The organism is Achromobacter sp. ACM01, assembly GCF_014851745.1.
In the GTDB taxonomy this organism is placed as follows: Bacteria; Pseudomonadota; Gammaproteobacteria; order Burkholderiales; family Burkholderiaceae_B; genus Achromobacter; species Achromobacter aegrifaciens.
Genome location: NZ_JACVAF010000001.1, coordinates 1,472,580 through 1,485,831, shown reverse-complemented (window position 1 = coordinate 1,485,831; position 13,252 = coordinate 1,472,580). Strand labels below are relative to the sequence as shown.

Annotated in this window: 14 protein-coding genes; 13 read left to right on the top strand and 1 reads right to left on the bottom strand. The window is 67.3% G+C overall.

All coding sequences use genetic code 11. From position 1 onward, the window contains the following. Window positions 1–4 precede the first annotated feature (4 nt). Window positions 5–1,294, bottom strand: coding sequence for a hypothetical protein (locus tag IB268_RS06880; protein WP_192354013.1), 1,290 nt, complete (start codon window positions 1,292–1,294; stop codon window positions 5–7). Window positions 1,295–1,395: 101 nt separating this feature from the next. Here IB268_RS06880 and IB268_RS06875 point away from each other — a divergent pair, with 101 nt between their 5' ends. The 13 genes from IB268_RS06875 to IB268_RS06815 all read left to right on the top strand — a co-directional run bounded on the left by IB268_RS06875 (window position 1,396) and on the right by IB268_RS06815 (window position 13,202). Then, complete coding sequence (locus IB268_RS06875) at window positions 1,396–2,241, top strand: GntR family transcriptional regulator (protein ID WP_054451601.1); 846 nt, start codon at window positions 1,396–1,398, stop codon at window positions 2,239–2,241. 73 nt (window positions 2,242–2,314) lie between these two features. After that, window positions 2,315–3,496: an ABC transporter substrate-binding protein gene (locus IB268_RS06870; RefSeq protein ID WP_054451602.1), complete on the top strand. Its 1,182-nt coding sequence runs from the start codon at window positions 2,315–2,317 to the stop codon at window positions 3,494–3,496. A gap of 66 nt (window positions 3,497–3,562) precedes the next feature. Then, window positions 3,563–4,492 carry a ferritin-like domain-containing protein gene (locus tag IB268_RS06865; protein WP_119449233.1) on the top strand — a complete coding sequence of 310 codons (930 nt, stop codon included), beginning with the start codon at window positions 3,563–3,565 and terminating at the stop codon, window positions 4,490–4,492. A 17-nt stretch (window positions 4,493–4,509) separates the two neighbouring features. Further along, window positions 4,510–5,415 (top strand): hypothetical protein, encoded by a 906-nt coding sequence (locus IB268_RS06860; RefSeq protein ID WP_054451604.1) that lies wholly within the window; start codon window positions 4,510–4,512, stop codon window positions 5,413–5,415. A 25-nt stretch (window positions 5,416–5,440) separates the two neighbouring features. After that, the gene (locus IB268_RS06855) at window positions 5,441–6,319 is read left to right on the top strand and encodes a branched-chain amino acid ABC transporter permease (RefSeq protein WP_225588902.1); all 879 of its coding nucleotides are present in this window, start codon (window positions 5,441–5,443) and stop codon (window positions 6,317–6,319) included. 11 nt (window positions 6,320–6,330) lie between these two features. Next, on the top strand, window positions 6,331–7,347 hold the full coding sequence (locus tag IB268_RS06850; RefSeq protein WP_192354012.1) for a branched-chain amino acid ABC transporter permease: 1,017 nt from the start codon (window positions 6,331–6,333) through the stop codon (window positions 7,345–7,347). Next, window positions 7,340–8,119 carry an ABC transporter ATP-binding protein gene (locus tag IB268_RS06845; protein WP_054451607.1) on the top strand — a complete coding sequence of 260 codons (780 nt, stop codon included), beginning with the start codon at window positions 7,340–7,342 and terminating at the stop codon, window positions 8,117–8,119. Before IB268_RS06850 ends, IB268_RS06845 begins: the two co-directional genes overlap by 8 nt. Further along, window positions 8,112–8,825 (top strand): ABC transporter ATP-binding protein, encoded by a 714-nt coding sequence (locus tag IB268_RS06840; protein ID WP_054451608.1) that lies wholly within the window; start codon window positions 8,112–8,114, stop codon window positions 8,823–8,825. The genes IB268_RS06845 and IB268_RS06840 overlap by 8 nt, the downstream gene beginning before the upstream one ends. A gap of 18 nt (window positions 8,826–8,843) precedes the next feature. Beyond that, on the top strand, window positions 8,844–9,716 hold the full coding sequence (locus IB268_RS06835) for an alpha/beta hydrolase (protein WP_054451609.1): 873 nt from the start codon (window positions 8,844–8,846) through the stop codon (window positions 9,714–9,716). Window positions 9,717–9,735: 19 nt separating this feature from the next. Beyond that, window positions 9,736–10,128: a RidA family protein gene (locus IB268_RS06830; RefSeq protein ID WP_119449231.1), complete on the top strand. Its 393-nt coding sequence runs from the start codon at window positions 9,736–9,738 to the stop codon at window positions 10,126–10,128. 34 nt (window positions 10,129–10,162) lie between these two features. Further along, window positions 10,163–10,924 (top strand): SDR family NAD(P)-dependent oxidoreductase, encoded by a 762-nt coding sequence (locus IB268_RS06825; RefSeq protein ID WP_054452248.1) that lies wholly within the window; start codon window positions 10,163–10,165, stop codon window positions 10,922–10,924. A gap of 14 nt (window positions 10,925–10,938) precedes the next feature. Further along, on the top strand, window positions 10,939–12,162 hold the full coding sequence (locus IB268_RS06820; RefSeq protein ID WP_192354011.1) for an acyl-CoA dehydrogenase family protein: 1,224 nt from the start codon (window positions 10,939–10,941) through the stop codon (window positions 12,160–12,162). Next, window positions 12,159–13,202, top strand: a complete 1,044-nt coding sequence (locus IB268_RS06815) for a phosphotransferase (protein ID WP_192354010.1) — start codon at window positions 12,159–12,161, stop codon at window positions 13,200–13,202. Before IB268_RS06820 ends, IB268_RS06815 begins: the two co-directional genes overlap by 4 nt. The last annotated feature ends 50 nt before the right edge of the window (window positions 13,203–13,252 follow it).

The window sequence follows — 13,252 nt, the reverse complement described above, 5'->3', positions numbered from 1 at the left end:
CCCTTCAGGCGTCGGCTGGCGGGGTCAGGCCGCGCAGCGTCGCGCGCAGCAGGGAATCGCTCAGGTCCGCATCCGCCTGCATCAAACGCTGCAGCAGGCGGTCAGGGCTGTCGCCGGGAGTCTCCAGATGCCAGCCATACAGGTGCAGCCCGTTCAGCACATAGGCATCGTCCAGGCCTTCCAGCACGGCATGCTGGCGCGGCGCGCGCGCGGACGGCGGCAAGGCATTGTCGGCGCAGTCCGCGACGAGGATGGAAGTCGGCCTCGAAAAGTAATCCGCCACCCGCACGCGGGCCTCTTCCAGCCGGCGTAGCGCCGCGGCATCCAGAGGTTCATCCGCCAGCCGCACCTTGAGCAGCAGGTTGCGTTGATCGAGTTCAACGATGTGCAGGTCTTTCTCGACCCAGTCCGCATGCACTGGCGCGCTCTTGCGGCGGAAGACTTCCGCGGCCGCCAGCCCCGCTCCCAGGCCTTCGCCAGCTAGCAGCTGCTTGAAAAAGTCGCGCTCGGCCATGGCGCGGTCCAGTTCCTGCAATTCCAGGTCGAGCGCATGGCGCTCGCGCAGGCATTGCGCGCGACGGGCGTGCAATTGCTCGTCTGCCGGGCCGCGCTGCAGATCCAGCCACCCCGCCAGGCGCACGCCGCTGCGCTGGCCCAGGCGTTCGATGCAGCGGCGCAGCTCCTGCAGAAACAGCGCCGCGCCCGCTTCGTCCTGCGCCAGATCCAGCGCCAGCGCCGGAAGCAGCAGCAGGCGGCCCGGCGGCTCACTGGCGTAGCTTGCCAGCGTCATGCCCTGGCCGTCCTCGAGTATGCCCGCGCCCGGCGCCTCGGCGAGAGTCGCGCAGGGCTGGAAACAGCGCGCGGCTTCGGTGAAGAGCGTGCGGAAAGGCTCGCCCGCCTGGCGCGGCAGCGCAGCGCCGTCGATCGGCTGGCTGCGCACCCGCCGCGGCCAGAGCGGATCGGACCAGTCGTAAGGAAGAATGTCCTGCAAGGTATGCACGCCCACCGTGCGCGGCGCGGGCACCAACGCCACCAGGGTGCCGCCCGCGGCCAGCAGGCGCTTGAATTGTTCGCGCCAATGGCGGCTGGTGGCCAGCAGCCATTCCGACGCGCCCACCCCCAGCACCGGCGGATCGGTGCGTTCGCAGGCCGCCTCCAGCGCGGGGTACAGGCCGGCGGGATTCCATATGAGCACGTCCGCCCGGTCCAGCGAGGCGGGCTGATCAAAGGACAGAACGGCATCCAGGCTGTGGGGCGGGAGCGCCAGCGCAAGGTCGAGCGTAGAAATATTCATATCGCTAATCCGTACTTGACTTTCGAAATCAATATATCATAAAGTCTAGTTAACTAGACAAATATACAAATCCTATATACATATTCCGGAAACCAGCTGTCATGTCCACTCTTACGAACGTCCGCAGCGAGTCCCCCGTCTCCAGCAGCCCCGTGGCGCTGGACCGCGACTCCCCTCTGCCGCTCTATGTGCAGATCAAGCGGCGCGTGCTGATGATGATCCTGAACTGGCAGCAGGAAAGCGACCGCTTCCACACCGACCACGAGCTGAGCGAACAATTCAACGTCAGCCGCATGACGGTGCGCCAGGCCATCCAGGAACTGGTGGACGAAGGCTATCTGCGGCGGGTCCGCGGTTCCGGCACCTTCGTCTGCGCCCCCAAGATCGACGAGCAGTTCAGCCCGGCCATGGACTTCATCGACCAGTGGTCCGCACACGGCCGTCCCCTCAGCCTGCGGGTGCTGCACTGCGCGCAGGAACCGGCCTCGGCCGTCGTGGCGCGCGAACTGGACGTGGCGCCCGGCACCCCGGTCTGGAGCATCCTGCGCCTGCGCACGGTCCAGCAGGTGCCGATCTCGATCGACTACCGCTATGTGCGCACCGACCGCATCCCGCACATCGACGCCCGCCAGGCCGAGGCGGGCTCCCTGCTGGAGCTGATCGGCCGCCAGGTCGAGCTGGCCTACGGCAACCTCAAGATCGAGGGCGGCGCGGTGCAGGCCGAACATGCCGATTACCTCAGCCTCCTGCCCGGCGATCCCGTCCTGACGCGGCACCTGGTGTATTTCGACAAGCAGGACCGGCCGGTCATGTCCGGCCTGTCGCATTACCGCGCGGACCAGGTCCGGTACTCGGTGCGCGTACCGCTGCAGAACGGCGCAGGCAAGACGGACCAGGTGTCGGACTCGCTCGAGTTCCGCAACCCACCCGGCGTGGCGGAGGCCTAGCCGACTACGTTTTCGCTGTTCGTGGAAGTTGCTGCACCCCCTTAAATCCCGCATCAGGCACAGGAGTAGCACCATGACTTGCTTAAAGACGTTTCTGGAGTTCTCGCGCCGCGCGGCCATCGCGCTGCCGGCCGCCGCGCTGATGCTGGGCATGCACGCCGCCAGCGCGCAGGATACGGTGCGGATAGGATCCATCCTGTCCGTGACCGGTCCCGCCGCCTTCCTCGGCGAAGACATGAAGGCCGGCATGGAAATGGCCATCGACGACATCAATGCCGCCGGCGGCATCGGCGGCAAGAAAGTCGAATGGGTGTTCTACGACGCCGAAAGCCAGACCGCCAAGGCCATCAACGCCACCAAGCGGCTGCTGTCCCAGGACAAGGTGGACATCATCGTCGGCGGCGGCAACATGAGCGGCATCGCCATGGCCATGGTGCCGATGGTGGACAAGGCCGCCACGCCCTTCATTTCCACCGAAGGCTCGATGCAGATCGTGATGCCGGTGGCGGAACGCAAGTACGTGTTCAAGAGCACCGTGGACGACGACCAGGTGATCGACCGGGTGCTGGACTACTTCGACAAGAAAGGCATCAAGCGCGCCGCCCTGCTGGCCGACAACAGCGGCTTCGGCCAGAGCGCCGTCGAACAGATGAAGCGGCTTGCCGCCAAGCGCGGCATCGACATCACGTATGAATCCTTCAACCCCGCCGACACCGACCTGACTCCGCAGCTCACGCGCATCAAGAATGCGTCGGTGCAGGCCATCATCTGCTGGACCGTCACCCCGGCTGGCGTGGTGTTCATCAAGCAGGCGCAGCAGCTGGGCCTGGACAAGCTCACCCTGGTGCACAGCTACGGTTTCGTCGACCAGCGCTACATGAAGCTGGCCGGCGACTCGGTCAAGGACCTGCTGCTGGTCAGCGTCAAGTTCCCGGTGGGCCAGGACCTGCCCGACGCCGACCCGATCAAGACGCGCATCGTGGACCTCAGCAAGCGCTTCGAGGCCCGCTACAAGCGCAAGCCCAACCAGTTCGTGGCCCAGACCTACGACGCCATCATGCTGGCACGCGCCGCCCTGGACAAGAGCGGCGGCGACAAGGAAAAGACCCGCGAACAGCTGACCGCCATCACCGGCTACCAGGGCGTGGGCGGGGTCTTCAATTTCTCGCCCCAGCGCCACTCGGGCCTGGATAAGGACGACATCGTCATGCTGGGCTACCGCGACGGGCAGTTCCGGCTGGCCGACTACAAGTAAAGCAGTTCCATCTCCGCAACCTCCACTCACGCGCGCCGCGGGCGCTGCAAACCAGGGAGTGCAGTCATGAACGTAGCAAGCGCCGAGCCGCGTACGATCCTGGACGATCCGGAAAGCATCTTTCCGCTGGACCTGGACACCCGGATCCCCAAGATCCGCGACCTCTACCACCTGGCAACGGTCAAGCAGTGGGACCCGCGCACCGACATCGACTGGCATCTGTTCGACGCCTCGCAGTACACGCCCGAGCAGCGCTACGCGGCCCGCCAGTACTGGAGCCGCCGGGCCTGGAGCGAATACGGCGCCATCTCGGAAAGCCCTGCCCTGCAGATCCGCTTCTGCCACGACAAGTGCGAACCCGACCTGCGGCTGTTCTTCACCATCCGCTCACAAGAGGAAAGCCGCCACGCCGAAGCCTGCTACCGCATGGCCGAGGCGCTGGGCGGCTACATGGAGCAGCCGGCCCAGGCCGCCTACCAGGGCTCCGTCGCCACCCATGGCGTGCGCAAGATGGCGCTGGATCCCGAGGTGTCGGTCGAGGCCATTCTCGCGGCGCTGGTCTGCGCCGCCGAGGAAATCGCATTCGACGTCTTCCGCCACCTGGTCGAAATCACCCGCGATCCCGTCGCCAAGCAGATCTGCGCCCGCATCATGCGCGACGAGGTGCGGCACTGCGCGTTCGGCTGGCGCTTTCTCGACCACCGCATTCCGCAGATGTCCGCCGCCGAAATCAAGGTAGTGGAAAACGCCGTGATCAACATGATGGAAAAGGTCGAGCTCAACGGCTATCACAGCGCATGGCTGGCGCCCGACAATCCGGCTTCTCGCGCCGAAATGGAAGTGGACCGGCTCACCTGGGAAGCCGGCCTGGGTTCCACGGTCGAAGAACTGGAGAAGCCCCTGTTCGTTGAAACCGTGCAGCGCGTGCGCCGCCAGATGGAGCCTTGGGGCGTGCATCTGCCCCTGCTGCACCACCCGAAGATCGGCGAATTCTGAACGCGAGGAAACCCGACATGAACGCAGCCACGACAAGAATTCCCGTTGAGCGCCGCTTCCCGCTGACGCTCAAGCAGTCCATCACCTCGATCCGCGAACTTTACGAAACCGGCAAGCAGCAGCGCTGGGCGCCGGAGACCGATATTCCCTGGGCCAGCCTGGATCCAGGCGCCCTCGACGCGCAAGTCCGCGATGCGGCGCGCCTGACCTGGAGCCGCCGCGCCTGGGTGGAATACGCCGGCTTGAGCGAAACGCCGGCGCTGCTGGTGCGCCTGTGCCTGGAGAGCGGCCGCGAGTCCGACCCCAAGTACTTTCTCACCGTGCGCAACACCGAGGAAGCCTGGCAGATCGAGTGCTTCCACCGCTACGCCACCTTGCTGGGCGGCTACCTGAACCGCCCGCCCAGCCCGCAGCAGGAAGCCATCTTCAACCAATGCCGGCACCGCCAGGTACTGGATGCCGCCTGCCATGCCGACGCCTTCTTCACCACGCACGCCGCGGTGGAAGACGGCCTGGAGCTGGAACTGTTCCGGGCCTACCTGGAGAACGCCCGGGAACCCGTTGCCCGCCGCATCCTGGAACAGTGCGTGCAGGCCAAGGAGCGTCACGCCACCTTCGGCTGGCTCTATGTGGCCGAACGCGCCGCGGCCTGGTCCGACGCCGACCGCGCCGCCGTGGCGCAGGCCGTGTCGGGCTATCTGAACGAGGTCGAACTGCGCGGCTACCACTGCCCCTGGCTGGCAGAGCCCGACGGCGCCGAAAGCCGTGCCAACGCGCTGACGGCCGAAGCGGGCCTGGGCGCTGCGTCCGCAGACCGGGAGTATGAGGTCCTGTGGTCGTACCTGGAGACGGTGACGCGGCGCCTGGCCGAGTTCGGCGTCGAACTGCCCGGCATCGCGCTCACCTCGCGCCGTCCCAACTGAGCGGCGCCGGGGCTTCGCCATGGACATGTCCGCGCAAATCATCCAACTGCTGGTCGCCGGCATCACCACCGGCAGCATCTACGCCATCGTGGCGGTGGGATTCAACGTCATATTCAAGAGCACCGACGCCATCAACTTCGCCCAGGGCGAATGGGTCATGATGGGCGGCATGGTGGCGGCCGCCTGTTATGCGGTCGCCGAACTGCCGCTCTGGCTGTCCTGTCTGGCGGCGGTGGCCCTGGTGGCCTTGGCGGGCGGCCTGTCCGAACGCCTGGTGATCCATCCGCTGAAAAAGCCCGCGCCCCTGCTGGTGACGCTGCTCAGCATCGGCCTGGCCATCTGTACCAAAAGCCTGGTGATGCTGGGGCTGGGCAAAACGCCGATGGGCTATCCCGCATTCTCGGGCGACACGCCGGTGCCGCTGGCGGGCGCGCAGATTCCGCCGCAGAGCTTCTGGGTGATGGGGGTGGCGCTGCTCTTCATGTTGGGCACGCATTTCTTCTTCGAACGCACTCTGCTGGGCAAGACCCTGCGCGCGACCGCCATCGACCGAGACGCCGCCGCGTTGGTCGGCATCAACGTGCGGCGCTCGGTGACGGTGGCCTTCGTGCTCGCGGCTCTGGCCGGCGGCATCGCGGGCGTGATCATCGCGCCGCTGACCTTCACCTCCTATGACCACGGCACCATGCTCGGCTTCAAGGGCTTCAGCGCGGCCATGCTGGGCGGGCTGGGCAGCTTGCAGGGCGCCTTGCTTGGCGGCGTGCTGCTGGGCGTGATCGAGGCGCTGGGAGGCGGCCTGATTTCCTCGCAATACAAGGACGCGCTGTCCTTCATCGTGCTGTTGCTGGTGCTGTTCTACCGTCCCCAGGGCTTGCTGGGCAAAGCCGAAATCAACAAGGTCTGAAGGGGGTGACGATGAAATCCGAAATCCATCCGCCCGGGGACGGCGCGCGCCACGACCTGCGCATCCTGCTGGCGCTGTGGGGCCTGTTCCTCCTGTTTCCGCTGGTGGCGCCGAACAGCTATGCCGTAGGCCTGGCGGTGACGTTCAGCATCAACCTGATGCTGATCGCCAGTCTCAACCTGCTGATGGGCTACTGCGGGCAGATATCCATGTGCCAGGCCGGCTTCTTCGGCCTGGGCGCCTATGTCAGCGGCGCCTTGTCGGCCAAGTACGGCCTCCCCGCACTCGCCTCCATCCCGGCCGCGCTGGCGGTCGCAAGCACGGCGGCGCTGTTGATCGCCCTGCCCGTGCTGCGGCTGCGCGGTCACTACCTGGCGATGGCAACGCTGGGATTCAACGCCATCCTGTCGGTGCTGTTCGTCGAACTGGTGGACTACACCGGCGGCCCCAACGGCCTGTCGGGAGTCGAGCCCATCACCATCGCGGGCTATGCCTTCGATACCGACCGGCGCTTCTTCTACCTGGCCTGGGCCGCGGGCCTCCTGCTGATGTGGGGCTTCCTCAACCTGACCCGCTCGCGCATCGGCCGCGCCATGATCAGCGTGGCCGGCAGCGAGGTCGGCGCGGCCAGCCTGGGCATCAACACCTATGCGCTCAAGGTGGTGGTGTTCGTGCTTTGCGCCGCGGTGGCGGCCCTGGCGGGTACGTTCTATGTCCACTTCAACCAGTTCGCATCGCCGGAAACCTTCAGCTTCTCCGCATCGGTGCTGCTGCTGGTCATGGTCGCGGTCGGAGGCTGGGGCAAGTACTGGGGGCCCTTGTTCGGCGCGCTGGTCTACACCGCCGCGCCCGAACTGCTGCGCGCCTTCCACGACGTGGAGCTGCTGCTGTTCGGGCTGGGCATGATCCTGGTCCTGATGTTCTTCCCGGGCGGGCTGGCGGGACTGGCGCAGCGGCTGTGCCGGCGTTCCGCAAGCCTGCCCGCATCCCCGGTGGCGGCAACGAAGGGAAAGGTGCGCCATGGCTGATCACGATTTCCTGTCGGTGCGGGACCTGGGCATCAATTTCGGCGGACTGGCCGCGCTTGCCGACCTGTCCTTCGATCTGAAGCAAGGGCAGATCAAGGGGCTCATCGGTCCCAATGGCGCGGGCAAGAGCACCTTGTTCAACATCGTCGCGGGGCTGCTGCAGCCGGGCAACGGCGACGTTTGCTTTCGCGGCCGCTCGGTGCGGGGCCTGCCGCCGCACCAGCGCGTCAGGCTGGGCATCGCCCGGACCTTCCAGAACCTGCAGATCTTCAAGGACCTGACGGTGCTGGAGAACGTCATGGTGGGCTGCCATGCGCGCTTCGGCTCCGGCCTGTGGGCCTGCATGCTGCGCACGCCCCGCCAGCGCCGCGACGAGCGGCAGATGCGCGACATCGCGATGCAACGGCTGGAGCAGCTGCATCTGGCCCGCCAGGCTGATGTGCTGGCTGCGGACCTGAGCTTCGGCCAGGCCAAGATCCTGGAAATCGCCCGCGCCCTGGCCGCCGATCCCACCTTGCTGCTGCTGGACGAACCCGTCGCGGGCGTGCCGCATGCCGAAGTGGCGCAGGTGGCCCAGGTCATACGCGAAGTGAACGCCAGCGGGGTAACCGTGCTGCTGGTCGAGCACAACATGAGCTTCGTCATGCAGCTGTGCGACGACATCCTGGTCCTGAACTACGGCCGCAAGATCGCCGAAGGCCAGGCCGACGCGGTGCGCGTCGATCCCCTGGTCCTGAAGGCCTATCTCGGGGAGGACATGCCCGATGCTTGAAATCACCAATCTGTGCGCCTCTTATGGGGCCGGCGACGTCCTGCGGGAAACCAGCCTGGAGATTCCCGCCGGGCAGATAGGCTGCCTGCTAGGCGCCAACGGCGCCGGCAAGACCACGGTCATGCGCAGCCTGAGCGGCCTGCTGCGCCCCCTGCGCGGCAGCGTGCGCTTCGAGGGCGAAGCGATAGAGGCGCTACCCGCCGACCGCATCGTCGACCGCGGCATCGTGCTGGTGCCCGAAGGCCGGCGCGTTTTCGCACCGCTGTCGGTCAGCGAAAACCTGGAAATGGGCGGCTACAAACTGCTCAAGCAACGCCGCCAATCCGAGTTCCGCCGCAACCTCGACTTCGTCCTGGACCTGTTCCCGCGGCTGTCCGAGCGCGCCCGCCAGGCTGCGGGAACGCTGTCCGGCGGCGAGCAGCAGATGGTCGCGATCGGCCGGGCCCTGATGAGCAGCCCGCGCCTGCTGATGCTGGACGAACCGTCCATGGGCCTGGCGCCCTTGGTCGTGAAGGACATCTTCCTGTCGCTGCGGCGGCTCAAGCAGGAAGGACTGACGCTGTTCATCGCCGAACAGAACGCCAGGCTGACCTTGAGCGCCGCGGACTACGGCTACGTGCTGCAGGAAGGCCGGGTGGCGTATTCGGGCAGCGCCCAGGCGCTGCGCGACGATACACGGGTACAGGCCGCCTATCTGGGCGCCTGACAGGAGACAGGTGAAGCGATGACGTGTTCTTCCCAGGAGCAGGCGATCGATCCGGAGCAGGAAGCGCAGTACAACCTGCGCGCCCGGCACCCCGAACGCGAGGAAATCTACTTTACCTATGCGCGCCGCAGCGCCGACACGCGCAGCCGGCGCGAGGCGCGCCTGGACCTGCGCTTCGGCGAGCGGCCCTCGAGCGTGCTGGACCTGTTCGTTCCCGACCACGTGCCGGCGCCGCCGCTGCTGGTCTTCATCCATGGCGGCTATTGGCGCGCCCTGGACAAGCACGGCTTTTCGTTCATCGCCGACGAGTACCTGGCGCGCGGCGTCGCGGTGGCGCTGCCCAACTACACGCTGGCGCCGCACGCGAGCGTCTCCGAGATCGTCGACGAAGCCTGTACGGCCGTCTCCTGGCTGACCGCGCAGGGAGAGCGCCACGGCTACGACGCCAGCCGCATCGTGCTGTCCGGCCATTCCGCCGGCGGGCACATGGCCGCCCGCGCGCTGTGCCGGGACCTGGTGCCCGCCCTGGCGGGCAGGATACGCGGCTACGTGGGCTTGAGCGGACTGTTCGATCTGGAACCGCTGCTGCGCACTTCCATCAACCGCGATCTCCACATGAGCGCGGCCGAAGCCCGCAGCCTGGGGCTGTACCAACGCGTCGCGTTGTACGAAGTGCCCATGGTGTTCGCCGCCGGCGCGCTGGAAACCGAGGGCTTTCGCGGCCAGAGCCGGGATTTCTCGCAGCATTGCGCCAGCCATGGCCACGAGGTGGAGAACCTGGTGGTGCCGCAGCGCAACCATTTCGATCTGCTGACCGATTTCGCGGGCGGAAGCTATCCGCTGTTCAACAAGACGCTCGATCTGCTGCTGCCCGGCGCGGGCCGGGCCTGATCTTTCACGAGGAGTCCCTATGGCAGGCCAACCACTCAATCCCGCGGGCGTCTGCGCTCCGCTGGGCCCCTACAGCCAGGGCGTGCTGACCGAAGGCCCCGGACGCTGGCTGCACATTGCCGGCCAGGTGGGAGTATCGTCGGAGGGCGCGCTCGCCCAAGGCTTCGAAGCCCAGGCCCATGCCGCCTGGCGCAACATCCAGGCCATGCTGGAGGCTGCGGGGATGAATGCGGGCGATCTGGTCAAGGTCGTGACCTACATCACGGATGAAAGCCAGTTGCCGCTGCTCGGCCCCGTCAGGCTGGCCTATCTGGGCGAGGCCCGTCCCGCCGCGACGCTGGTCGTGGTGCGCGCCCTGGCGCGGCCCGAGTGGCTGATCGAAGTGGAAGCGTCGGCGTACAAGCCTGCATGACCCGCGCGGCGGCATCGCCGGAAGGAGGATGAGCATGTTCGAGGACCTACGCAACAAGCGGGCCCTGGTGACCGGCGCCTTTGGCGGACTGGGCGCGGAGTTCGCGCGCACCCTGTCCGCCGCGGGCGCGCACGTGGCTCTGGCCGGGCGCAGGCTGCAGGCCGGCGAGCAGCTGGCCGCGGAACTGGCCGCCGCCGACCGGCAGGCCTGCGCCATCGCGCTGGACGTGACCCAGCCCGACAGCGTCGCGGGTCTGTTCGATGCCGCATCCGAGCGCCTGGGCGGCGCCATCGACATCCTGGTCAACAACGCCGGCATTACCACCGCGCGCCCTGCGCTGGAACACAGCGAAGCCGACTGGATGGACGTGATCGACGTCAACCTCAACGGCACCTGGCGGGTGGCGCAGGCAGCCGGACGCCACATGCAGGCGCACGGCGGCGGCAGCATCATCAACATCGCTTCCATCCTGGGGCTGCGGGTGGCCCAGCAGGTTCCCGCCTACGCTGCCTCCAAGGCCGCGCTGATCCAGCTGACGCAGGCCCTGGCGCTGGAATGGGCGCGCCACGGCATCCGCGTCAATGCGCTGGCGCCAGGCTACATAGAAACCGACCTGAACCGCGAATTCTTCGCCAGCGACGCGGGGCAGGCGCTGATCCGGCGCGTGCCGCAGCGCCGGCTCGGGCAGGCGCGGGAGCTGTCGGCTCCCCTGCTGCTGCTGGCTTCCGACGCCTCTTCCTTCATGACCGGATCGGTCCTGGTGGTGGACGGCGGACACCTCATTTCCACGCTTTGAATCCGGGACGCAATATGGACTTCAGCCTCACGCCAGAAATCGAAAGCTACCGCCTGCGCATCAAGGACTTTGTCGAGACGCACATCCTGCCGGTGGAGGCGGATCCGTCCTCCTACGACGAACACGAGAACATCCGCGAGGAAGTCCTGCAGCCGCTGCGCCGCCGCGCGCGCGAAGCCGGTCTGTGGGCCCTGCAGATGCCGCGCGAACGCGGCGGCCAGGGCCTGTCGCGCGTCGGCATGGCGGCCTGCTACGAGGAAATGAACGTGTCGATCTTCGGACCCGTGGTGTTCAACAGCGCGGCGCCCGACGACGGCAACATGATGGTGCTGGAAAAGGTCGCCACCGAGGCGCAGAAGGCGCGCTGGCTGCAACCCATCGTGGACGGCAAAGTGCGCTCCTCGTTCGCCATGACCGAACCGCATCCCGGCAGCGGCTCCGACCCTTCCATGATGCGCACCACCGCCACGCTGCAGGACGGCAAGTGGCGGGTGCATGGCAAGAAATGGTTCATCACCGGCGCCGGCGTGGCGCAGCACTTCATCCTGATGGCCAAGACCTCGGACGATCCGCGCAAGGGCCTGACGGCCTTTCTGTTCGACGCGGACCAGCCCGGCTGGCGCATCGAGCGGCGCATTCCCATCATGGGCCCGGAGGAACACGGCGGCCATTGCGAACTGGTGTTCGACGGACTGGAGATCCCTGACGAAAACCGCCTACTCGGCGTGGGCGACGGTCTGAAGGTCACGCAGATCCGCCTGGGGCCCGCGCGGCTGACGCATTGCATGCGCTGGCTGGGGCTGGCCCGCCGCTCGCTGGCGATCGCGCGCGAGTACGTGGCGACCCGGCAGAGCTTCGGCACCGCGCTGGCCGAACGCGAAGGCGTGCAATGGATGCTGGGCGAATGCGCCATGGCGATCGAAATCGGCCGCCTGCTGACGATGCGCGCCGCGGTCGCCCTGGACCAGGGCAGCTACGCACGCAAGGAAGTCTCGATGGCGAAGATCGTCGTCTCCGAAACGCTGCACAAGGCGGTAGACACCGCCATCCAGCTGACCGGCGCGCGCGGCTATTCACGCGATACGGCGCTGGCCTGGATCTACCGCTACGCGCGCCAGGCCCGGCTGGTCGACGGCGCCTCGGAAGTGCACAAGATGGTGCTGGCTCGGTACCTGATGGACGAAGGCGACGACTTCTGGCGTTGGCAGGCGCAGGACGCGGCCGGGGCGCAATCGTGACGGGCGCGGCGGCGGACGCCATCGACGGCCAGGACGCGCTGGCCGCCTACCTGGTGCGCGCAGGGTATGCGGGACGGGCGGAGGAAGTGGCGCTGCGCCGCCTGGCCGGCGGCCAATCGAATCCGACCTACGTCGTGACCACGGACAAAGGCCAGTACGTGCTGCGCAAGCAGCCCGCGGGCAAGCTGCTGCCCTCGGCGCACGCCATCGACCGGGAATTCCAGGTGATGCGGGCGCTGCAGCGCAGCGACGTGCCCGTGCCGCGCATGCTGGACTATTGCGCCGATGACAGCCTGCTCGGCACGCCCTTTTATCTGATGGACTACGTGCAGGGACGCAGCTTCGTCGACCCCGCCCTGCCGGGCCTCGCGCCCGCCGAGCGCGCCGCCATCTACGCGGAAACCAGCCGCGTGCTCGCGGCCCTGCATCAACTGGACTACGCGGCCCTGGGCCTGGAAAGCTATGGCCGGCCAGGCAACTACTACGCGCGCCAGATATCACGCTGGACGCGGCAATACCGCGAAAGCCGGCCGGCGGCCGACCTGCCCGCCATGGAAGCGCTGATCGACTGGCTGCCGCGCAACATTCCCGCCAGCGACGAAACGCGCCTGGTGCATGGCGATTTCAGGCTGGACAACCTGATCTTCCATCCCATCGAACCCCGCGCGCTGGCCCTGCTGGACTGGGAGCTTTCGACACTGGGCCATCCGCTGGCGGACCTGGCCTACTACAGCATGTGCTGGCGCGTATCGCCGCAGTTGTGGCGCGGCGTGGCCGGCTCCGACCTCGCCGCGCTGGGCATCCCCGGCGAGGACGAAGTCGTGGCCGCGTATTGCCGGGCGCGCGGGCTTGCGGGGGTGTCCGATTGGGGCTTTTATCTCGCCTACAGCTTCTTCCGCATGGCCGCCATCCTGCAAGGGGTTGCCGCGCGCGCCTCGGGCGGCAATGCCGCAGCCGACGACGCCCGGACCATGGGCGCCAAGGTGGAACCGCTGGCCGAGCTGGGATGGGAGTGCGCGCGCAACGGCAGCGCGGGTTGACGCAACGGCGTCAAGGAGCGGGCTGAAAGCGCCAGGCGGCGGACTGGCGT